At 38.8% G+C, this 23,133-nt stretch carries 22 protein-coding genes; 13 read left to right on the forward strand and 9 right to left on the reverse strand.

Annotated features, from left to right (window positions below):
- The first annotated feature begins 12 nt into the window (after positions 1 to 12).
- The 4 genes from tuf (at position 13) to rimI (ending at position 3,967) form a co-directional block, all read left to right on the forward strand.
- A complete protein-coding gene (gene tuf / locus J582_RS12550; RefSeq protein WP_002157016.1) occupies positions 13 to 1,203 on the forward strand; it encodes an elongation factor Tu in 1,191 nt (396 codons plus the stop codon).
- A 203-nt stretch (positions 1,204 to 1,406) separates the two neighbouring features.
- Positions 1,407 to 2,288 carry a metal-dependent hydrolase gene (locus tag J582_RS12555; protein WP_004710249.1) on the forward strand — a complete coding sequence of 294 codons (882 nt, stop codon included), beginning with the start codon at positions 1,407 to 1,409 and terminating at the stop codon, positions 2,286 to 2,288.
- Between the two features lie 239 nt (positions 2,289 to 2,527).
- Positions 2,528 to 3,403: a metal-dependent hydrolase gene (locus tag J582_RS12560; protein WP_032047981.1), complete on the forward strand. Its 876-nt coding sequence runs from the start codon at positions 2,528 to 2,530 to the stop codon at positions 3,401 to 3,403.
- A gap of 108 nt (positions 3,404 to 3,511) precedes the next feature.
- A complete protein-coding gene (rimI, locus tag J582_RS12565) occupies positions 3,512 to 3,967 on the forward strand; it encodes a ribosomal protein S18-alanine N-acetyltransferase (RefSeq protein ID WP_032047982.1) in 456 nt (151 codons plus the stop codon).
- A 43-nt stretch (positions 3,968 to 4,010) separates the two neighbouring features.
- On the opposite strand, the gene J582_RS12570 is transcribed toward rimI, so the two are convergent.
- The 3 genes from J582_RS12570 to trxB all read right to left on the reverse strand — a co-directional run bounded on the left by J582_RS12570 (position 4,011) and on the right by trxB (position 6,643).
- A complete protein-coding gene (locus J582_RS12570) occupies positions 4,011 to 4,826 on the reverse strand; it encodes an arginyltransferase (RefSeq protein ID WP_002052085.1) in 816 nt (271 codons plus the stop codon).
- A gap of 18 nt (positions 4,827 to 4,844) precedes the next feature.
- A complete protein-coding gene (gene aat / locus J582_RS12575) occupies positions 4,845 to 5,576 on the reverse strand; it encodes a leucyl/phenylalanyl-tRNA--protein transferase (protein WP_032047983.1) in 732 nt (243 codons plus the stop codon).
- Between the two features lie 119 nt (positions 5,577 to 5,695).
- Positions 5,696 to 6,643 (reverse strand): thioredoxin-disulfide reductase, encoded by a 948-nt coding sequence (gene trxB, locus J582_RS12580; RefSeq protein WP_002052068.1) that lies wholly within the window; start codon positions 6,641 to 6,643, stop codon positions 5,696 to 5,698.
- A 269-nt stretch (positions 6,644 to 6,912) separates the two neighbouring features.
- Here trxB and J582_RS12585 point away from each other — a divergent pair, with 269 nt between their 5' ends.
- Positions 6,913 to 9,945: a DNA translocase FtsK gene (locus J582_RS12585; RefSeq protein ID WP_032047984.1), complete on the forward strand. Its 3,033-nt coding sequence runs from the start codon at positions 6,913 to 6,915 to the stop codon at positions 9,943 to 9,945.
- Positions 9,946 to 10,095: 150 nt separating this feature from the next.
- The gene (gene rhtC / locus J582_RS12590; protein WP_004888379.1) at positions 10,096 to 10,716 is read left to right on the forward strand and encodes a threonine export protein RhtC; all 621 of its coding nucleotides are present in this window, start codon (positions 10,096 to 10,098) and stop codon (positions 10,714 to 10,716) included.
- Positions 10,717 to 10,765: 49 nt separating this feature from the next.
- Here rhtC and J582_RS12595 read toward each other — a convergent pair whose 3' ends face one another.
- The 6 genes from J582_RS12595 to J582_RS12620 all read right to left on the reverse strand — a co-directional run bounded on the left by J582_RS12595 (position 10,766) and on the right by J582_RS12620 (position 15,126).
- The gene (locus tag J582_RS12595; RefSeq protein WP_001218560.1) at positions 10,766 to 11,053 is read right to left on the reverse strand and encodes a PA4642 family protein; all 288 of its coding nucleotides are present in this window, start codon (positions 11,051 to 11,053) and stop codon (positions 10,766 to 10,768) included.
- A gap of 83 nt (positions 11,054 to 11,136) precedes the next feature.
- Positions 11,137 to 11,409 (reverse strand): cell division topological specificity factor MinE, encoded by a 273-nt coding sequence (gene minE, locus J582_RS12600; protein WP_000896934.1) that lies wholly within the window; start codon positions 11,407 to 11,409, stop codon positions 11,137 to 11,139.
- A 2-nt stretch (positions 11,410 to 11,411) separates the two neighbouring features.
- Positions 11,412 to 12,224, reverse strand: coding sequence for a septum site-determining protein MinD (gene minD, locus J582_RS12605; RefSeq protein ID WP_032047985.1), 813 nt, complete (start codon positions 12,222 to 12,224; stop codon positions 11,412 to 11,414).
- Between the two features lie 70 nt (positions 12,225 to 12,294).
- Entirely contained in the window at positions 12,295 to 13,017 is a 723-nt protein-coding gene (gene minC / locus J582_RS12610; RefSeq protein ID WP_032047986.1) for a septum site-determining protein MinC, read from the reverse strand.
- Positions 13,018 to 13,138: 121 nt separating this feature from the next.
- The gene (locus J582_RS12615) at positions 13,139 to 14,185 is read right to left on the reverse strand and encodes a hypothetical protein (protein ID WP_004710238.1); all 1,047 of its coding nucleotides are present in this window, start codon (positions 14,183 to 14,185) and stop codon (positions 13,139 to 13,141) included.
- Positions 14,186 to 14,199: 14 nt separating this feature from the next.
- Positions 14,200 to 15,126, reverse strand: a complete 927-nt coding sequence (locus J582_RS12620; protein WP_002051994.1) for an acyltransferase — start codon at positions 15,124 to 15,126, stop codon at positions 14,200 to 14,202.
- A gap of 245 nt (positions 15,127 to 15,371) precedes the next feature.
- Between J582_RS12620 and J582_RS12625 the strand changes: the two genes are divergently transcribed.
- The 7 genes from J582_RS12625 to J582_RS12655 all read left to right on the forward strand — a co-directional run bounded on the left by J582_RS12625 (position 15,372) and on the right by J582_RS12655 (position 23,123).
- Positions 15,372 to 16,025: an OmpA family protein gene (locus J582_RS12625; RefSeq protein ID WP_032047988.1), complete on the forward strand. Its 654-nt coding sequence runs from the start codon at positions 15,372 to 15,374 to the stop codon at positions 16,023 to 16,025.
- Between the two features lie 193 nt (positions 16,026 to 16,218).
- Complete coding sequence (locus J582_RS12630; RefSeq protein WP_002052000.1) at positions 16,219 to 18,258, forward strand: UvrD-helicase domain-containing protein; 2,040 nt, start codon at positions 16,219 to 16,221, stop codon at positions 18,256 to 18,258.
- A gap of 24 nt (positions 18,259 to 18,282) precedes the next feature.
- Positions 18,283 to 18,735 carry a dUTP diphosphatase gene (gene dut / locus J582_RS12635; RefSeq protein ID WP_002052045.1) on the forward strand — a complete coding sequence of 151 codons (453 nt, stop codon included), beginning with the start codon at positions 18,283 to 18,285 and terminating at the stop codon, positions 18,733 to 18,735.
- Between the two features lie 188 nt (positions 18,736 to 18,923).
- Complete coding sequence (locus tag J582_RS12640) at positions 18,924 to 20,342, forward strand: phosphomannomutase/phosphoglucomutase (protein ID WP_032047989.1); 1,419 nt, start codon at positions 18,924 to 18,926, stop codon at positions 20,340 to 20,342.
- Positions 20,343 to 20,356: 14 nt separating this feature from the next.
- Positions 20,357 to 21,265, forward strand: coding sequence for an acetylglutamate kinase (gene argB, locus J582_RS12645; RefSeq protein WP_002052003.1), 909 nt, complete (start codon positions 20,357 to 20,359; stop codon positions 21,263 to 21,265).
- 118 nt (positions 21,266 to 21,383) lie between these two features.
- Positions 21,384 to 22,166: a GNAT family N-acetyltransferase gene (locus tag J582_RS12650; protein ID WP_004710230.1), complete on the forward strand. Its 783-nt coding sequence runs from the start codon at positions 21,384 to 21,386 to the stop codon at positions 22,164 to 22,166.
- A 108-nt stretch (positions 22,167 to 22,274) separates the two neighbouring features.
- On the forward strand, positions 22,275 to 23,123 hold the full coding sequence (locus J582_RS12655; RefSeq protein ID WP_032047991.1) for a class II glutamine amidotransferase: 849 nt from the start codon (positions 22,275 to 22,277) through the stop codon (positions 23,121 to 23,123).
- Positions 23,124 to 23,133 lie beyond the last annotated feature (10 nt).

Here is a 23,133-nt window from a genome sequence, read left to right on the forward strand (position 1 = left end):
AGGAAGATCATCATGGCTAAAGCCAAGTTTGAACGTAATAAACCACACGTAAACGTGGGTACAATCGGTCACGTTGACCATGGTAAAACAACTTTAACTGCTGCGATTGCAACTATTTGTGCAAAAACTTACGGCGGTGAAGCGAAAGATTACTCGCAAATCGACTCAGCACCTGAAGAAAAAGCACGTGGTATTACAATTAATACTTCACACGTAGAATACGATTCTCCAATTCGTCACTACGCACACGTTGACTGCCCGGGCCACGCCGATTACGTTAAAAACATGATCACTGGTGCTGCTCAGATGGACGGCGCGATCCTTGTATGTGCTGCGACTGACGGTCCAATGCCACAAACTCGTGAACACATCCTTCTTTCTCGTCAGGTTGGTGTACCTTACATCATCGTATTCTTGAACAAATGCGACCTTGTTGACGACGAAGAATTACTTGAATTAGTAGAAATGGAAGTTCGTGAACTTCTTTCTACTTACGACTTCCCAGGTGATGACACTCCAGTAATCCGTGGTTCAGCTCTTGCTGCTCTTAACGGTGAAGCAGGTCCTTACGGTGAAGAATCAGTTCTTGCTCTTGTAGCAGCTCTTGACTCTTATATCCCAGAACCAGAACGTGCTATCGACAAAGCATTCTTAATGCCAATCGAAGACGTATTCTCAATTTCTGGTCGTGGTACAGTAGTAACAGGCCGTGTAGAATCTGGTATCGTTAAAGTTGGTGAAGAAGTAGAGATCGTTGGTATTAAAGATACAGTTAAAACAACTGTAACTGGCGTAGAAATGTTCCGTAAACTTCTTGACGAAGGCCGTGCAGGCGAGAACTGTGGTGTATTACTTCGTGGTACTAAGCGTGAAGACGTACAACGTGGTCAAGTACTTGCTAAACCAGGTACAATCAAGCCGCACACTAAATTCGACGCAGAAGTATACGTACTTTCTAAAGAAGAAGGTGGTCGTCACACTCCATTCTTAAATGGTTACCGTCCACAGTTCTACTTCCGTACAACTGACGTAACTGGTGCGATTCAGTTGAAAGAAGGCGTTGAAATGGTAATGCCAGGTGACAACGTTGAAATGTCAGTAGAATTAATCCACCCAATCGCAATGGACCCAGGTCTACGTTTTGCGATCCGTGAAGGTGGTCGTACTGTAGGTGCTGGTGTTGTTGCGAAAGTAACTGCATAATCACTTTTCAGTGAAAAAAGCGCTCCTTTTGGGGCGCTTTTTTTATGTTTAATTGTTCGACAATTCAATAGAAAGCTGGCCTTAACTGATACTTCAATGTCCCTATTTGCACTTAAGCCTTTTTATTAACTTTGTATGATAAGAATCAAGAAAACGAACAATAAAGTTTAAGTAACTACGGTTACTAGCAAGGAGCTTTCACTATGAACGCTAAAGTAAATATTACGAATCGTGCCGGAGCAAGCTTTCCTGTACGTCGTATGAACTTTGACTTTAATGATGTACCAGAATACTGGATGAATGGTTCTGCTGGCCTTACACATTTTATGACAGCATTATCAGCACTATTTCCTGCTGGTGAAAAGTTCTTTATTGATAGTGTACGTGCGGTGCGTTATCACCCAGCGATTAAAAACAATGAAGAGCTACAAAAAGAAATTAGTGCTTTCATTGGTCAAGAGGCTATGCATACTCAAGAACATGTGAACTTTAATGCATCTGCACAAAAGTTCGGTCATGATGTAGAGTCGTTGGAAAAATTTACTGATACAGCTATTCAGACTGCCCGTAAAACTTTTGCAAAGATCGTAAAACCATTTGGTATGACGCAAGAAATGGTAGATTTAACTGCGACTACGGCTCTTGAGCATTTTACTGCAACGATTGCATCTCAGCTTTTAGTTAATACTCATATTCAAGAGCTTATGACAGACAAAACAATGTCAACTATGTGGTATTGGCATGCAATAGAAGAAAATGAACATAAAGCCGTAGCTTTTGATGTATACGAAGGCGTATTTGGCAAAGGTGTTAAAGCTTATGCATTACGTACAAGTTCACTTGTATTTGCGATGGCGCTTATTTTCGCAATTCAATCTTCGTTTGTACTCCGTCTTTTAAGAGAAGATAAAAAATTAAACTTAGATGAATTGTCTGTGATTTATAAATATGGTTATAGCCCGTCGAAAGGCATTATTACGGGTATGGCTAAAGAGATGTTGGCTTATTTTAAACCAGGCTTTCATCCTAATGATTTAGATACAGTTAGCCTATTAAAATCATGGAAAGCCAAACTTGGACTTTAAATTAAAAATAAAGTGAAAAGGACTGTTAGCAGTCCTTTTTTATTGTCTTGAAACCACTGCTCATTTTTAAAATTGATATATGTTCATTTTGCTCCAGAAAGGGGCTAGTGATGACCTCATCTGATAATTTGCTGTCCTCATCTGCACTTAAATAGCGCTTTCAAAGGCGTATTATTATAAATATTAAGAAAATAAATAAGGATATAAGTGAATTGATGGTTCACTTAAAGGAGTCTGACATGAATGCTAAAGTAAATATTTCTAATCGTGCCGGAGCAAGTTTCCCTGTACGTCGTATGGACTTTGAATTTGCTCAAGTCCCACGTTATTGGGCAAATTACGATGCAGGATTAACTCACTTTATGACAGCATTATCGGCTCTTTTTCCTGAAGGCGAGCAGTTCTTTGTAAATAGTACACGTGCAGTACGAAATGATCCAAAGCTTGCTGACCCGGCTCTTCAAAAAGAAATAAGTGCTTTTATTGGTCAAGAAGCTATGCATTCTAAAGAACATTTAGCATTTAACGCTTCTGCGCAAGCGTATGGGTATGATGTTCGCAAAATGGAAAAGCAAACAGGTACAGTTATTAAAATGGGTACAGCAGTTGTAACCAAGTTAATGAAACCTTTTGGCTATACTAAAGAAATGATTGATTTGACAGGTACTTGTGCTTTAGAACATTTTACATCGACGATTGCCGCTGAACTTTTACAAAATCCTGAAATTCAGGCCATGTTCCAAGATGACACCATGTATCACTTATGGATGTGGCACGCAGTAGAAGAAAATGAACATAAAGCTGTTGCGTTTGATGTGTATACAAGTATGTATGGGCAAGGGCCAAAAGCTTATTTTATGCGCTCAACCGCTTTAATTATTGCGATGACATTAATCTTCGCTACACAATCTTATTTTACTGCTAAGTTACTTAAGACTGATGACAAGCTAACTTGGAAAGACACCAAATACATGCTTAAGTTTATGTATGGTCGTAAAGGTTTTATGACCCGTCAAATTCCTGAGTTACTTGATTTCTTAAGACCAAAATTCCATCCAAATGATTCAGATACGACAGCTTTATTGGCCACTTGGCGTGAAAAGTTAGGGCTTTAAAAAACTGTCCGGAAAAAGAGCAATTTAATTGCTCTTTTTTTTACTCGTTTTTTCTATTTAAGTTTCTATAATACGTTTACTTTGAAATCTAAAAATGTGCTGAAACTCATGATCCGTACTATGCAAGCCTCCGATATTGATAGTGTTGCCCAAATTGAGAAGCTTGTTCAAACACACCCATGGTCTAGGCAGCAATTTCTAGAATCTGTGAACTCTTATCAGTGTACGGTAATTGAGTTAAATAATAAGGTCGTCGGTTTTTGTATTTTACAACCTGTGTTAGATGAAGCGAACTTATTGCTTATGGCAATTGATCCTCAAATGCAAGGTAAAGGTTTAGGATATCAATTGTTGGAAACCTCGATTGGGCGGTTAGAAAATCAACCTGTACAAATTTTTCTAGAGGTTCGTGAAAGTAATAAAGCAGCCATTGGTTTATACGAAAAAACAGGTTTTCATCAAATTGATGTGCGTCGCAATTATTACCCAACTCAAGAGGGTGGGCGTGAAAATGCCGTTATTATGGTAAAAAGCTGTACCGACGATTTTGCGTCTTTATTTTAAAATGGCTGTCTTGCTGCGGACTTAACAACAAGACAGAATCGAGCTATTTAATAATTAAATTATTCCACTCAGAAGGTAATGTCGTCATGAGAGAGTTACCTAACTGATTGATCTCTTCAGGCGATAATGATCTATTTAAGCGGCGCCATTGCCCATCTAATAAAAGTTCTAGTGGAGTATATTGAGATTTATAATTCATTTTGGCTGAGTGGGGTACCCAATAGCCTAAGTAAAGATATTCTAAACCAAGTGATTTTACATATTCGATCTGATTCAAAATTGAATAAACACCCAAAGATCTGCGGTGCTCGTCTGGGTCGAAAAATGTATAGACCGCAGATAATCCATCATCCATTAAATCACATGTAGAAACGCTAATAAGACGATTGTCTTTCCATAGCTCTAAGAAGAAACTATCTGTACAACTATGAACTAGGAATTTTTCAAATTGATCTAAACTTGGCGGAAACATATCACCATCGGCATGGCGCTCGTTAATGTAACGTTCATATAAATCATAATGAATTTGTGCAGCTTGCCGTGTTGGCAGAACAGTCATGGTAAGGTCTTGATTCCGCTTCCATGCTTTTTTTTGCATACTGTTCATTTGGAAGTCGGCAACTGGAACACGACAAGACAAACACTGTCTGCATAAATGACATTCAGGTCGATATACAAAGTCACCACTACGACGAAAACCTAATCGCGATAACTCTGAAAGAGTCACCACATCAATTCGGTGAATCGGGTCTAAAAAGACCATACGTGCTGACTTATTTTCTAAATAGCTGCAATCGTGAGGTGGAGTAATATAGTATTGCAGATCATTTAAAAGGGACTTCGGGTGATATGATTTCATGATTGGTCCCTCCTGTTGTCATTCCATTAATTTTGCATTTAATGCTATTGTTTTACTTGAAAATACACGTTCTTGATACTTTTTCCAATTGATAGAGGGGTGAATAATTACATCTTGTAACGATTTAAGATATTCCTGCCGAGAAAGTGTACAAGCCCCCAAGCTAATTAAATGACTATTTACCAGTTGGCAGTCGACCCAAGGAAGCCGATTTTCTTGACCGATTAACATTAAAGTATAAAAAGCCATTTTAGAAACATCGGTTTGAGTACTAAACATAGACTCGCCAAAACAACCCTTACCAATCGTAACTCCATATAAACCGCCTACCAGCTGTTTGTCTTGCCAAACTTCTATGCTGTAGCCATAACCTGAATTAAACAACGCGCAGTAACCTTGAATAATATCTTCGCTAATCCAAGTTTCGTTAGCATAACTTCGAGGTAGTGAACATGAACGAATGACTTGTTCAAAAGCACGGTTTACCGTAATGGTGTAATCGTGCTTTTTCATGTTCCGAATGAGCGATTTACTTGGTTTATAGTTTTGAGGGTAAATCACACAGCGTGGTTCAGGACTCCACCAACAAATAGGTTCATCTTCATTAAACCAAGGAAAGAGTCCGTGAGTATATGCTTCATAGAGGGTAGAAGGGGAGAGGTCAGCACCAATGCAAATTAGACCATGACCATCTGGATCGGCTTCCTCTGGATCTGGAAAAATATATTGAGATAGAGGTAGTATGTTCATAAAACTAAAATAATGTGTGCTTAAGGGTTATGCTATAAAAATTAATTTGAGGCAGCCAGCAATTATTATAAATGATAAAAAAACAGCCGTTTTATAACGGCTGTTTGAAATATCTAAACTTAAAGATTATCTAGATATTTTTCTGCATCTAATGCTGCCATACAGCCTGAACCAGCTGAAGTAATGGCTTGACGGTAGATACTGTCAGCAACATCACCCGCAGCGAAAACACCTGCTACAGAAGTTGCTGTTGCATTACCTGAAGTACCGCTTTGTACTTGAATATAGCCATCACGTAAGTTTAACTGGCCTTCAAACATTCCAGTGTTTGGCTTATGACCAATGGCAACGAATAAGCCTTGAACTTGTACATCTTGTTTGCTTTCATCTTTTGTAGATTTTAAGCGAACACCTGTTACGCCAGTATTGTCACCAAGGACTTCTTCAACTTCATGATTCCAAATAATACTGATCTTGCCTTCTTTTTCTTTAGCAAATAAGTGATCTTGTAAAATCTTCTCAGAGCGTAAAGAATCGCGGCGATGAACCAGTGTTACATGTTCAGCAATATTTGATAAATAAAGCGCTTCTTCAACAGCGGTATTACCACCACCTACAACCATTACTTTTTGGTTTTTATAGAAGAAGCCATCACATGTTGCACATGCGCTCACGCCTTGGCCCATAAACTTTTGTTCAGACTCTAAACCAAGATATTGAGCTGTCGCACCAGTTGCAATAATTAATGCATCACAAGTGTACTCATCCATATCACCTTTAAGAACAAAAGGACGTACATTTAAGTCCACTTCATTAATATGGTCATAGACGAGTTCAGTACCGAAGCGTTCAGCATGTGCTTGCATACGGTCCATTAAAGCAGGACCAGTCAAACCTTCAGGATCGCCCGGCCAGTTGTCAACTTCGGTTGTCGTTGTAAGTTGGCCGCCAAGTTGTAAACCAGCAATAAGTGTTGGTTTAAGATTTGCACGTGCTGCATATACAGCTGCACTATAACCCGCAGGACCAGAACCGAGAATAATTAACCGAGAATGACGAGCACTCATTGAGGGTATCCTTATTTATTTCGAGAATTTTGAAAATTATACGTGAAATTGCCGACCAATAGCGTGAAATCAATGTGGATAATATTGATCAGGACAATCGAATTAAGTTATATAACAATATAGAAGAGCCTTATGTTAACAACAACTGTAAAGAATCATGCACCTTTTTTGTAAGAACAGGTGCATAATATAAAGTTCATTCGTTGAAGATCTGAAATGTAGGTCTTCACATCTCTAAACCAATAATTAAATGGGTTACAGGACAGTATATGACTGCGGTGTCAAGTGTTTATGCACAGCGCTTATTGATGACATTATTCTTGGTCTCTTTTGGTATTTATATGTTTCTGGCGACAGTAACATATACGCCATTTGATCCGGGCTGGATGCATATTTCAAGTGATACTCAGCAAGTATCCAATGCAAGTGGTATTGCCGGTGCATGGATTGCAGATTTGCTGTTTGGCTTTTTAGGTTGGGCAAGTTTACTTATTCCAATTTTCTTATTTGTTGAAGCTATTCAAGTCTGGTGGCCGCATAGTTTTCTAAACCGTCCATTCCGTTATGCTGCTCAGTTCTTCTTAATTCTTGTTGTGTCTAGTTTGCTTTACTTACACTGGAATGTACCTGCAGATACTTTAGATAATGCGGCAGGTGGGATTATTGGTTATGAATTAGGGCAGAGCTTATCTCAACTCTTAACAATTTATGGTGCGACCTTATTTTTATTGGTTTTCGGAGTGGTATTGTTCACTTTGGCATTTGGGGTGCAGTGGAGCAAAACATGGGTTACTCTCAAAGCAATGCCGAGTTATTTACAAGATTTATTCTATAAGAATGTATCGCCAAATGAATCTGCTTATGATTTAACTACACAGCCTGCAAATAAAACAGCAACGATAAAAGTTGCCGAGATGCCTAATGCTGACGTTACTGATGAAGCAGAGCTAAATGTTCAGCCAGAAAAAACTCAAGCCAAAGCTAGCTCTACACGACACGATGAAATGGCGGAGCGTTTATTTGCCGATGTGTTAGCGAAAGAGCAAAGTCAGCCTGAAACTATTGAAGAAAAACCAGCGCCTCAGCCAGAAAACTTTGAGCGTACGCTTGAACAAGCTCAACAGCTTAAAAAAGACAGTGAGCGTTTAGTAGCGACAGGTGAGGTTTGGCGTGCCCTACAGCGCGATGATGCAAGTCATAAGCAAGAAATTGATGCACTGTTAAGAGCTGCTGATGATTCAAATGAACATCCAAGTCATGAGCAATTCCAAGAAACGGCTTATCAGGCTAAACAAGCACAACCTCAAGCATCGAATATTCATCAAGGCTTAGATTGGAATGATGATGAGATTTTTGATGAATTGCTTGCAGCAGTTCCAAATAGTAAAACTGCTACTGATGTACATACGCCGTTCGTTCAAGATCATCACGTTGAATCAGCAGTAGCACCGCAAACATCTCATCCATCAGTTGAAACATCTGCACCTGTATCAAATTTAAATCAGTCACCTAAAAACTTATCAAATGAACAAGTATTTGATGATTTTGATGACTTATTAATTGATGAAGATATTGCCCCAGCACCTCAATCGGTTAAAGCAAGTAGCTATGCGCAATCTTCAGCATTTGTAAAAGCTCCTATTCAAACTACGATTGGTGCAGAGAAGCTTTCAAAAGAAGAATTTATTGAAGCTTGGCAAGAAACTGCTGGAAAGCCAGAAGACAATTTTGAGGATGAATTCGATTTTGATGCGCCATTAACAGATGCATCAGGTCGACCAATGTCGCGTGCAATGCAGGTAGCCAAAAAGCGTTTAGATTTACCAACATTACCGGGTTTTGAATTACTTGATAAGGTTGACCCAAATAAGAAAGTTAACTTTACCGAAGAGCAGCTTTCGCGTTTGTCTGAATTGCTTGAGATTAAATTACAAGAATTTAATGTGAAGGCGCAGGTTGTTGAAGCTCAGCCGGGTCCAGTTGTTACACGTTTTGAATTAGATTTAGCACCGGGTGTGAAAGCATCTAAAGTGACTAATATTTCCCGTGACTTGGCGCGCTCAATGTCTATGGCATCAGTACGTGTTGTAGAGGTTATTCCGGGTAAACCATATATTGGTATTGAAGTACCAAATAGTGCCCGTGAAATGGTACGTTTAATTGAGCTGTTGGAAACACCAGCATATCGTGACCCAAGTGCTCTGATTAGTATGGCAATGGGTAAAGATATTTCGGGTAATCCGGTACTAACAGACTTGGCAAAAGCACCGCATATGTTAGTTGCGGGTACAACTGGCTCGGGTAAATCTGTTGCCGTTAACTCGATGATTTTATCGATGTTACTTAAATATACGCCAGATCAATTACGTTTAATTTTAATTGACCCGAAACAGCTTGAATTGGCTAACTATAACGATATTCCGCATTTATTAACGCCTGTAGTCACTGACATGAAAGATGCAGTTAGTGCATTAAACTGGTGTGTAAATGAAATGGAACGCCGTTATAAGCTTATGTCATTCCTTAAAATTCGTAAGTTAAGTGACTACAACCGAAAAGTTGAAGAAGCAATTGCGAATGGAGAAGACTTGATTGATCCAACATGGAAACCAAGTGATTCAGCGACACAAGAGCGTGCACCTCGTTTAACGCCATTACCATCAATTGTGATTGTGGCAGATGAGTTTGCCGACATGATCATGCAGGTAGGCAAGAAAGCAGAAGAAATGATTACGCGTTTGGCGCAAAAATCTCGTGCTGCTGGTATTCACCTATTGCTTGCAACTCAGCGTCCATCGGTAGATGTCATTACAGGTCTTATTAAAGCCAATATTCCAACGCGTGTAGCTTTACGTGTAAACAGTAAAATTGACTCACGTACTATTTTGGATGCAGGTGGTGCAGAAGACTTGTTAGGCCATGGTGATATGCTGTTCTTAGGGCCAGGTAAAATTGAGCCAGAACGTGTACATGGTGCATTTATTAGTGATGATGAAGTTAACCGTATTTGTGATGCATGGCGTGAACGTGGTGAACCAGACTACGTAGATGAGATCTTAACACCATTTGATGAAGAGCCAGCTTCGCGTGGCTTTGAAGAGGGTGATGGTGCTTCAGACCGTGATGCACTTTATGATCAATGTGTATCGTTTGTCCTAGAAACTCGTAAGGCATCTACATCATCATTACAGCGTAAGTTTAGCTTAGGTTATAACCGTGCTGCCCGTATTATCGACCAAATGGAAGAGAACGGTATTGTGAGTGCTATGGGCGCCAATGGTAAGCGAGATATTTTAGTTTAATATCTACATTTAAAATTAAGCCTCTTCGGAGGCTTTTTTTATGGTTAAAAATAATCATTATTCAGCGGCAGTTTGAGATTTTATCAAATAGTAAAAAATGCTAATGTGTGTTTCTAAATAAAAAACAATGAAACAAATCAGGAGGACAACATGTTAGTCGCGTTAATTACATTAGCTTTTATTCATTTTTGTGCGCTTATTACTCCAGGGCCTGATTTTTTTCTGGTATCACAGACCGCAGTGAGCCGCTCTCGTAAAGAAGCCATGTTGGTTGTGGCAGGAATAACAGCGGGTGTTATGTTTTGGGCTTCTTTAGCACTGATGGGCTTAAATATTATTTTTGAGAAAATGGCATGGTTAAAGCAAGGGTTACTCATCGCAGGTGGTTTGTACCTATGTTGGTTAGGCTATCAAATGTTGCGTTCAGCATTTTCAAAAGATCAGCAGCAAGAGGTGACAACTGTTGAGTTGCCTAAAGCACCTTACTTATTTTTTATGAAAGGATTACTTACCAATTTATCGAATCCTAAAGCCGTGATTTATTTTGGTAGTGTATTCTCTTTATTTTTAGCTAACCCTCAGCTTGATCAAGTTCATTGGTTACTGTTTATTATTGTGTCGGTTGAAACGATTTTATGGTTCTGCTTTGTGACTTTTATTTTCTCATTACCGAGTTTCAGAGTGGCTTACCGTAATTTTTCAAAATGGATTGATGGGATTTCAGGTGGTATTTTCACCGTGTTTGGTATTTTCTTGATTGGAAACCGGTAAATCCAGACAATAAAAAAGCCTCTTAAAGAGGCTTTTTTTATTCTTAAGCTTAAGCAAATTTTGCTAAAACTTCTAAAAACGGCGCTGATTGACGCGGAAATTTAGCAATCACATCATGAATACGTTCGCCTTCAGGATTTGTTGCATTGATATCTCGTCCATCTGCAACGAATTTAGTCAAAAGACGTTCATAGTCATTTGGACGCATATGTTTGAAAGCATGGTAGAGCACATGAAAGTCTGCGTTCACACCATTTGGAGGAAGTTGGTTGAGGTAGGCAAAAACACGCTCATCGGACCATTCTTCATTGAAAGTTGCTGGCTGTGATAATGCCATGACAATCTCCTCATTTTAAAAAAGGCAAAATAACTTGCGTTATTTTGCCTTGATTCTGATTTATTGAATAGTCAGAAATAGAATTATCGTTCTTCAGGTAAATTGATATTCATTTCTAACATTTCGATATTTGCTTCAGAACGAACTTGCATTTGGATATGCTGTTCGCCTACACCGCTGACATAACGACTGACCACCTGCATGATTTCTTTCTTCATTTGGTCAATCTTGTCTTGGCTTAAACGACGGCCTAAACCTTGTTCTGATGCAACAATAACTTTTAAACGATCTTTGGCAGTTTGAGCACTTGATGGTTTTTCTTCACTGCTAAATAATTTACTCCAGAATCCTGCCATATCTACGCTCCAAATAGTCGTGCTAACCAGCCTTTAGGTTGAGCTGTGATGTGTCGATAAGGGCGGTCTTCGCCAAGAAAGCGAGCAACCAAGTCATCATACGCTTGGCCAGCTTTAGTTTCTGAGTACAGAATAACTGGTTTACCTTCGTTTGATGCTTGTAATACACTTGGACATTCAGGAATAACACCTAATGTCGGTACGCGTAAAATATCTTTAGAAATATCATCAATCGTCAGCATTTCCTGACGGTCAGCACGTTCAGGGTTAAAACGTGTAATACATAAATGCTTACGTATACGTCCTTCGTTGTGTTCAACTTTTTTAGTTTTGCTGTCTAAAATTCCGATGATGCGGTCAGAGTCACGTACTGAAGAAATTTCAGGGTTTGTCACAATGATTGCTTCATCTGCATGGTACATTGCTAAAATCGCACCACGCTCGATCCCCGCAGGTGAGTCACAAATAATGTAATCAAATTCTTGAGAAAGCTCATCAATTACACGAGCAACACCTTCGTCGCTCAAAGCATCTTTATCACGGGTTTGTGAAGCCGGCAAAATGTAAAGGTTTTCGATATCTTTATCGCGAATAAGGGCTTGTTGCAGACGTGCTTCATTATTAATTACATTGACGAAATCATAAACAACACGACGCTCACACCCCATAATTAAATCAAGGTTACGTAAGCCTACATCAAAGTCAATCACAACAGTTTTATGACCACGAAGGGCTAAACCTGTTGCAAAAGATGCACTCGTTGTAGTTTTACCTACACCACCTTTGCCTGATGTTACGACAACAATTTTGGCCACCGAATCCACTCCTATTATGGTCATACATACACCCTTAAAAGGGCTGTTTTTTGGTGATTTGCTTAATAAACTAAAGTTCTAGAGCTTCAAATTCAAGCTCTTGCTTTTCATTTAAATAAATATGTACTGGCTTTTTTACCACATGTTTAGGGATATCATCTGCGACACAATATGTTCCGGCAATGGAAACGAGTTCAGCCTCTAAAGATTGGCAAAAAATGCGTGCAGCAGCGTGCCCACCCGCACCAGCAATGACTCTACCACGAACCGTGCCATAAATATGTATATTTCCTGAAGCAATCACTTCAGATCCACTATTCATGCCAGCTTTTAAAATAATATCGCCTTGGTCTTGTACAAGAGATTGGCCTGTACGCAAAATTTCATCATGATAAGAGGTAATATGGGCAACTGCATTATTATTTAGTGGTTTTTTTGTTTCTACTGAAGCTTGTGCAGAGGTAGGCTTCTCTACAATTGCAACTTGCTCCGCAGTTGCTTTAATGCGTTGTAATGGCTGGTCTGCCGGTAATACAGGGAACTGAATGGCGCGTGCTTCATCACCTAAAATACCGTCAATAACCGCCATAGGCTGTAAACCTAAGCTGACTAACAACTGAATTAAAGCAATGAGCTCTTGCTCAACAGTACTATCTATAATAACGACAGTTCCCTGATAGGAACCTTCATTTAGAATATTTGATAATTGCTGGCGGATCACATCATGATCATTCGTATCGAAGGTTATCCTGCTAAAGTTAACCATTCTGCCGGTAATCCGGATATCAGCCATAAGTCTTCCTTCAAGGCGTTAAAACGAGCTGTAATATCGTTAAGTTTATTGTAAATAGAGCAAATGCTAGAACAAATCGTGCCAATTCTCTAGCGTGTTTCATAAAAAATTAAGTAAATGCTTATTCTTTGATTCGATCATGCTCCGCAAGGGTTTGTTGCCACTGTTTGACTTTAACTTGTTTGCGAATTGCTTCGAGACTTTCAAATACCACAGACTCGACAAGTTGCTCAAGCTCACGGTTATTAATATTCACGTTACTTATTTTTTCTGAAATTAATTGATAAGTTGCATTGGGCTGTTCTTTTGACCCTTCAATTAAAGGTTCTATTAAACCTGCACTGATATTTTCCCCAAGTCTTTGACCAATACTTTGAATTTGCTGTTCAATACGGCCTCCGACTAAAGGAATTAAGCGTAATAATTGGGTTAATTCTGGCGTATCTTCTATGGCTTGATCAACAATTTGTCCAACACCTTTTGTAATTGCGGGCTTTTGTTCTTTTAATGCTGTAGCTAAGGATTCTTGTAATATGGAGGTCAGGGTAACCGTAAATTGTTCACGATGATGGTTAACCAGCTCATGAATAATTTGCTTATGTGTTGAGCTTGTTTGAAGCTCATTACGAATGCCATCAATAACCGTAATAACCACGCGATCAGATAGCTCTTCCATAACGACACGATAATAAAATAAACCGTTTTTTCTCCAGCTTTCAGGAATAACCGGATAGCCTAATTCATATAAGCGATAGGCAATAATGCCGGCACGAAACAAACGTAAAAAACGCAATTGCGGAATGATGGCTAAAATTTCATACCAGTGAATAAATGGAAAGAAGAACCAACGTTTATGGTGTTTATAAACAATAGAAATGCCCCAACGGACAAAAAATTCAGTAATTAAAAAGCCAATAAACCAAGCTTCTGTCGTAATTACCCATGGGTGTAAATAGGTTTTATAAAAGCTGAGTACTTGGGGCAAGTGAATATGTTCGAAAAACCATGCCCCAATACTGCTCATTAAAAAGAAATTTGCTGCAAGACAGAACAGATTGAAAATAATAATAAACACCATAAAGATGTCATAAACCAAAAACAGCTTAAATGAAATGCTGTTTGGGTCCATATGGTAATATTGTGCTTGTTTTCTGGAACTGTTTTGCATAGCTATAAATGCTTTTAATGAGTTGAAGTAGTATATCGAGCTTTCATTTGTTCGATGAGTTGATCTTTTTCAGTCCAGAGTTCATGTACCCATTGTTGAAAACGCTCACGGTAAACTGGGTCATCTTCGTAGTTACCGCCGAGTACCCAAGCTGGTATTTCAATTTTACGAAGATTTACCGCAATTTGTGAAACATCACCTAACCAGAAATCGCCATAACCTGGTACACCGTCAGGGTAGACAATCGTCATATCAACTAAAGCATCAATTTTGTCGCCTAAAATATTTAAAGCCAGTGCCAAACCACCTGCTTTAGGTTTTAGTAAGTGTTTATATGGCGAATTTTGTTGATCATGTTTTTCCTGAGTAAAGCGTGTACCTTCCAAATAGTTTAATAATGTAAAAGGTTGGCTTAAGAGCTGTTCGCATGCTTTACGTGCTTCCATCATATCGCGGTCTTTTAATTCAGGGTTTTTCGCGATTTGCTCTTTGGTATGACGTTTCATCATTGGGAAGCCTAAAATTTTAAATGCTTGACCAACGAATGGAATAAAGATGAGTTCCCACTTGGTAAAAAAACGGGTAAGTGGCATACGGGTTAAGCCGAAATACTGGTTTACAGTCGTATCAACCCAACTTTGATGGTTACAAGTCATTAAGTAACGGCCTTGCATACTTAAATCAAGACCTTCATCGATCGTAATGTCCCATTTTAAATTAGGTAGAACATGGTCAATGAGCCAATTGTTGACACTGAGCCAGCTATTTGTAATTTGAATGTTGGTTTCATCTACTTTGGATGATTTTTTAAATAACTTGGTTAAACCCAAAGCCAATACAGGTGGTCCATGAAAAAAGGTGCTACCTGTAATGACTGTACCGACAGTGAGTCCACGTGTAATTTTTTTTAGCGCAGATTGCTTATTGGGTGCAGTTGACATATAAATGGCCCCGAATATCCAAAATCCATAGAAAGTTGTTCAACTATAACTATCATGAAATGAAATACAACGGTATCTTAGACAACAATGAAGAAATTGTGATGAGTGCACGTCTTAAAGTGCATCAAAATATTACAAAAAAATAACTAAACTGTTTATTATTAACAAAATATCAATGTTTTATACTTCCTTTTTGTTTCATTATTCATCCAGACAACAAAACACACAAAGTGAGGAGGCATGCAATGCGTGCATTAGTTATTTCAACAGTCGTAGGGGCAGCAGTAGTACTTTCTGGTTGTCAGACAACAGGTAACAACCTTGGTGGAATTGAATACGATAAAGCCGCATTAGGTACATTAATCGGCGCAGGAGCAGGTTATGGTATTTCTAAATCAAGTGCAAACTCTAGCCGTCAAAACAACCGTGCTGCGGCAATCGGTGCAGTTCTTGGTGCAGCTGGTGGTTTATATCTTGACCAAAAAGAGAAAAAATTACGTGAACAAATGGCGGGTACTGGTGTAGAAGTAGGCCGTAACCCAGATGGTTCTGTTCAATTGATCATGCCTGGTAGCATCACTTTTGATACGAACAAATCAAACATCAAGCCAAACTTCTATGCAACTTTGGACAAAGTAGCGCAAACATTGGCTGAAGATAACAAGAGTGCGATTTTAGTTACTGGTTACACAGATAACACAGGTAATGACTCTATCAATATTCCATTATCTCAAGCACGTGCTCAATCAGTTAAAATCTATTTAGCTGGTAAAGGCGTTTCTTCAAGCCGTATCGATGCACAAGGTTATGGTTCTTCTAACCCAATCGCAGACAACTCAACTGCTTCTGGTCGTGAACAAAACCGTCGTGTAGAAATCAGCATTTATGCTAAACAATAAGATTTAATTTATTGTTTCAAAAACCACCTTCGGGTGGTTTTTTTATGGGTGCAGTACAAGAAATAATCACGACATTGTGCGGCGCATAAATTGCATTATTAGACATCATTTATACATATCCGTAGATTTACTATTGGGATTCTAAAAAAGAGATGACTATAATCATGCTCGAAAAATTAAGAGGTAATACACGATGTCATCTGCCAGTCAATTGAACGACAAGCAAGAAGAAGCCATGAAATATACTCAAGGCCCTTTATTGGTGCTTGCTGGTGCTGGTTCAGGTAAAACATCGGTAATTACTCGTAAAATTGCCTATTTGGTGCAACATTGCCGTATTCCAGCGCATCGTATTACAGCGATGACCTTTACCAATAAAGCTGCACGTGAAATGAAAGAGCGTGTAACCAAGCTTTTATCACGCGAAGAAGCAAAAGGTTTATCAGTCTCGACTTTCCATACTTTTGGTTTAAATCTTTTACGTTTAGAACTTAAAAATTTACCTTTAAAAGCCAATTTTTCGATTTTGGATGCAGATGACTGTAAACGTATTTTGATGGATCTGATGCATCGCGATAATTTATCAGGTGCAGAGAGTAAAGAGTTAATTGCCAAGGCAATGAAGAAAATCTCAGATTGGAAAAATGATCTGATTTTGCCAGAACAAGCACATTCGACGTGTGAAACACCCGAAGATGTTCAATTTGCCCATCTTTACCAACTTTATGAGCGTAATTTACGTGCCTACAATGCAGTCGACTTTGATGATCTAATTGTTATGCCAACACGATTACTGCAAGAAAATGCAGAGGTACGTGATAAATGGCAAAACCGTGTTCGTTATTTATTGGTCGATGAATATCAAGATACCAACACTGCACAATATATTTTAGTGAAACTATTGGTTGGTGTAATGGGGCAGTTTACTGCCGTTGGTGATGATGACCAGTCGATTTATGCATGGCGAGGGGCGAAGCCTGAAAACATGGCTTTGCTTAAACAGGATTTTCCAAATTTACATATTATTAAGCTTGAGCAAAATTACCGTTCGACCAGCCGTATTTTGAAAGCTGCAAACTGTGTGATTCAAAATAACCCGCATATTTTTGATAAGAAATTGTGGAGTGATAAAGGCCATGGCGAGGTCATTAGAATTATTACTTGTCGTAATGATGACGATGAAGCTGAACGCGTAGTTAAAGACTTGCTGACTCATAAACTTATGAATGGTAAGAACTGGAAAGATTACGCTGTGTTATACCGTGGAAACTTTCAGGCGCGTGTATTAGAAACCCAGCTTCGCCAAATGCAGATTCCGTATAAGCTCTCTGGTGGTACATCATTCTTCGCTCGTGCAGAAATTAAAGACGTAATGAGCTACTTGCGTCTTATTATTAACCCTGAAGATGACAGTGCTTTCTTACGTATTATTAATACCCCTAAACGTGCAATTGGCCCAGTTACTCTTGAGAAGTTAGGTTTATTTGCGCAAGAAAATAATTTGTCTTTACTTGGTGCTTCTTCTGACCAACGCTTAAGCATGGTCCTTCCTAAAAAAGCAGAAACTCAATTGCATGAGTTTGCTGACTTTATCGCGACATTTACGCGTGAGTTGCTAGAAGATGATGAGCCTGTGCCTAAAGTTCGTCAAATGATGAATGAGGCAGGTTATATCGACTATATTCGTGAGCAGTCTGCAACACCTGCTCAAGAGAAAAGTAAGCTTGATAACATCGAGAATTTATTTACCAGTATTCAAAATCTGATTAATCGTGCAGAAGATGTTGATGAAAAGAACATTGAAAGCGTTATTCGAAAACTGGTCTTGCTCGATTTGTTAGAACAACAGCAAGAAGAAGAGGACACTGACAAAGTAAACCTACTTACTTTGCATGCAGCAAAAGGTTTGGAGTTCCCATTTGTGTATATTATGGGACTTGAAGAAGAGCTTTTGCCGCATAAGAACTCGATTGCAGCTGAAACCATTGAAGAAGAACGCCGTCTTATGTACGTGGGAATTACCCGTGCACGTCAAGGCTTAACTTTAACTTTGGCAGAACAGCGTAAAAATGGTGGTCAAATGAAACAAATGACCCCAAGCCGTTTCCTTGATGAGCTTCCACAAGACGAACTCGAATGGTTAGGGCGTAAAAAGAAAATTGCAGCAAATGTTGATCCTAAAGAACAGGCTCAACAATATTTGGCAAATTTAAAAGCTTTATTAAAGCGTTAATTTTTTTAATTTTTAGGAAATCCCATGAAAGTTCAAGTTAAATTGCTCGATCCACGTTTAGGTAAAGAATGGCCTTTACCTTCGTATGCAACAGCAGGATCAGCAGGTTTAGATTTACGTGCCTGTTTAGATGAAGCAATTGATATTGAACCAGGCCAAACTGTATTAGTTAAAACAGGTATGGCAATTTATATTCATGATGTGAATTTTGCTGGTTTAATTTTGCCACGTTCAGGTTTAGGTCATAAACACGGCATTGTTCTTGGTAACTTGGTCGGATTAATTGACTCAGACTATCAAGGCGAATTGATGGTTTCAGTTTGGAACCGTGGTCAAACCACATTCCGTTTAGAACCAGGTGAACGTTTAGCACAATATGTTTTAGTCCCAGTTGTTCAGGCTGAGTTTGAACAAGTAGAGGAATTTGAAGAAACTTTACGCGGTGTTGGTGGCTTTGGTCACACTGGTAAACAATAATTAACTTATAAAAAATAATGAAAAGAAACGCCTGTTTTACAGGTGTTTCTTTTTATACATTGAATGTTACAATGAATTATATTACAACACGCTTTACTCATACTCTTTTAACTTTTTTAGCAAATACCCTTTTGAATACTCTATATTTTTGCGATAGATCACATTGATCTTTAAATAGAAGATACGCTATGAATGTAAGACACTCATTCCCAAAAAATATTTTCCGTGCTTACGATATTAGAGGCAAACTTTCTTATTTAACTACGGATGTCGTCCGTTCAATTGCCTATGGATTGGCACAACAATATAAACAAGCAGAACAAACTCAACTGGTCATTGGTTATGATGCTCGTCTCACAAGCCCAGCTTATGCGCATTTAATTGAAGAGATATTAGTAGAGCAGGGCCTCACAGTTACAAACATTGGTTGCTGCTCAACTCCGATGATGTATTACATTGCACGTGAGTTTGGCGGTAATGGAATTATGGTGACAGCTAGCCATAATCCAAAATCAGATAATGGTATTAAGTGGATTTTAAGAGGCGAACCCCCATCTCCAGAAATGATTCAGCAAGTAGGTGAATTTGCGCAAACTTATGTTCCTACTCATCCGATTTCATTATTAGAATTATCAACCCCTCAATTTCAATCAGAATTTTGCAAAAAATATCAGCAAGCCATCTTTGACGACATTCAACTGAAACGTCCATTAAAAGTAGTGCTGGATGGTTTACATGGTTCGGCAGGGCACTGTGCGAAACTGGTACTCGAAAAGATTGGCTGTGAGGTTATTGCCTTACGTACGACGCCAAATGGTGAATTCCCTGATCATGCGCCAGACCCTTCACATGCTGCACATTTGAAAGAGTTGCGTAAAACAATTGTCGAACAAAGAGCAGATATTGGTATTGCGCTTGATGGTGATGGTGACCGCGTCGTATTACTCGATGAAAAAGCCAACATACTTACAGCTGATCGGTTACTGTCGCTATTTGCACAAATGTGTCTGGAACAGCAGCCCGATAAAGAAATTGTATTTGATGTGAAATGTTCGCTTATGGTTCAAAAAACCGTAGAGCGACTCGGTGGTAAACCGAAAATGATTCGTACGGGTAGTAGTTTCCTGCGTTCATATTTGTCTAAGTCCAAAGGCCTAGCCATTTTTGGTGGCGAATATGCTGGCCACTATGTGTTTAATGACGGACGTGGTTTTGGGTATGACGATGGTATATATGCTGCACTGCGTGTAATGGAATATTTCACCGAGTCTAGTGCAGCAACAGTTTCGGATTTATTTTCTATTTATCCTGAAAGATGCTGTACCGAAGATACCTATATCAGTACTCACCAATCAGATCCTAAGCATGTACTGCAAGACATTGAAATTTTGAGCCATCGTTTAGGCGCTCATATTAGTAAAATTGATGGCGTACGTCTTGATTTTGATGATGGTTTTGGCATTATTCGAGCATCAAATACGGGTGAGTATTTTACCGTAAGATTTGACGCTGATAGTCCTTTGCGTTTAAAGGAAATCCAGCAAAAATTTATTGATATGTTGCAAGAGCGTTACCCGCAAATTGCACAAGAACTTTCTGAGGCCTAATAAGGAGAGGCGCAATGCCACAAGATCAGCATCTCGGCGTCGACAAAGCAAAAATCTTGATTGAAGCTTTGCCATATATTCAACGTTTTTCTGGTAAGACGCTGGTGGTGAAATACGGTGGTAATGCGATGACTGATCCGGAATTGGAAAGTTCATTTGCTCGCGATATCGTTTTACTTAAAACTGTGGGCTTAAACCCGGTTGTTGTACATGGTGGTGGCCCACAAGTTGACTCCTTCTTGAAACAATTAGGTCGTGAATCTGACCGTATTGACGGTATGCGTGTAACCGATGAAGCCACTATGGAAGTGGTTGAAATGGTATTAGGCGGTAGCGTAAACAAATCCATTGTCAATTTAATTAATAAACATGGTGGACGTGCGATTGGCCTTACAGGTCAAGACGGCAATCTTTTACGTGCCCGTAAATTATTAATGGAAAAGCACGAAGAAGACGGTTCTATCAAACATATCGACTTAGGTATGGTGGGTGAAGTGACTGGGGTAAAAACAGACGTATTGGAGATGTTTACTCAAAGTGACTTTATTCCTGTTATTGCTCCTTTAGGCGTTGATGAAAAAGGTAATACTTACAACATTAATGCTGACTTAGTAGCTGGTAAGGTTGCTGAAGCATTAGGTGCAGAAAAATTAATTCTGCTTACGAATATTACCGGCGTATTAGATGAAAACAAAAATCTCTTAACCGGATTAACCACACAAGAAGTTGACCGTTTAATTGAGACAGGTGTGATTTACGGCGGAATGATTCCTAAAGTAGGTTGTGCATTAGATGCTGTAAAAGGCGGTGTCGTGAGTGCTCATATTGTTGATGGCCGTGTACCGCACGCGACATTACTTGAAATCTTTACAGATCATGGTGTAGGTACGCTCATTTCTAACCGTACTCATTCAGCCCACTAAAATTATTATTTTCATTAAAAGATCACGCTAAGTGGTCTTTTTTTATGCCATTTAATTTTGGTCATTTTTTTGTCATGAGCTTTGACTAGTGTAGGGGTTGTCACTAGGAGCGTTCATTATGCTGGAAAAATTTAATCAATATCGCCAAACGTGGACTTTACCTCTAAATCGCCATAAGGCTACGAATCAAACACAATTTCGCTTTGAATGGGTTGATAATTTAAAAGAATTACAAGATGTACAACGGTTTCGTGCACAACAATTTAGTAAACAGTTCGGTATCCATTTTGAAGATAACTTAGATCAAGATATTTACGACTTTAGCTGTGAGCATGCAGTATTACGTGAGAAATGGACGGGAGAGATTGTAGCTTATACACGCCTCAAACTCTTTCAGGGCCATGAAATTGCACAAAGCTATAGTGCTCATGAATTTGATATTGTTCCCCACTTATCACATTTGCCAAATGTATTGGAAATAGGGCGTACCTGTGTACATCCACGTTTCCGTAATGGAAAGGCCCTTTCAACATTATGGTTGAATCTTGCACCTAAAGTGTTGTGGTCAATGCGCGCTAAATATTTAATGGGCTGTGTCAGTATTCATCTGCAAGATAACTTGGCCAGAGCGTACTATACGCACCGTCAGATTCAGCAATTACCAGACAGTAAAACCATCGATATTCGTTCTAAAAAAATTTATGAACCTGAATATCCTGAGTTTAGCTTTCCTCAAGATGAGCGCATGCCGAAACTGTTTCAAATGTATTTGAGTATGCAGTCTAAACTATCTAAAGATGCCTTTTTTGATGCTGAATTTAACTGTCTCGACTATTTTGTATTTTTGGAAGTGAATAAAATCGCAACTTCTTTTGTAATGAACAAAATGGCTCAGCGATAAAGATATCTTATATTTTGTAATAGCGAGCGCATATTGGGATTTACAAGCTATTTTACTCTCATGCACAATAGTATGTATGAGGTAATGAAGCGAAAAGTTTAAAACAATATGTGCCAGCTATTAGGAATGAATTGTGCAACACCAACGGATATCACTTTTTCTTTCCGTGGTTTTTCACAGCGCGCAGGAATTACCTCTGACCATAGTGATGGTTTTGGTATAGCCTTTTTTGAAGACAAGGCATGCCGATTATTTGTAGACAACCAGTCTGCAGTTGAATCACCAATTGCTGATCTTATACGTAATTATCCTATCAAATCACGTAACGTAATCGCGCATATTCGTAAGGCAACCCAAGGCAAAATTACACTTGAGAACTCACATCCTTTTATTCGTGAGCTATGGGGACGTCACTGGATTTTTGCTCATAATGGCGATTTACATGATTTTAATCCACCCTTGAGTGGGCGTTTTACACCAGTAGGAAATACTGATAGTGAAAGAGCATTTTGTTATTTATTAGACCAGCTTGTAGAAGTATTTGGCTATGAAGAACCAAGTCTTGAACAGATATTTGAAGTGCTAGAGAAAATTTCTCCACAAATTGCAGAATATGGCACATTTAATTTCTGTTTATCTAATGGCAAAGCTTTATTTAGTTATGCAATTACTAAATTGCATTGGCTCGTTCGTGAATATCCATTTAATAATGCGCATTTAATTGATTTAGATGTCGAAGTCGATTTTAGTCAAGTAACGACTCCTGAAGATCGGGTTGCAGTAATAACCACTGAGCCTTTAACACATAATGAAACTTGGACAGCATATCAACCTGGTGAAATGATTTTATTTCAACATGGCCAGCCTATAAAAAAATCAATAACACATGTTGAAAGATTAATACGTGAAGAAAAAAATCCTGAACTTAAACGTATTACTCGTGCAGATCAGTATTAAATCTTCAGTA

It is taken from the genome of Acinetobacter sp. 1566109, assembly GCF_000582255.1.
Classification (GTDB): domain Bacteria; phylum Pseudomonadota; class Gammaproteobacteria; order Pseudomonadales; family Moraxellaceae; genus Acinetobacter; species Acinetobacter nosocomialis.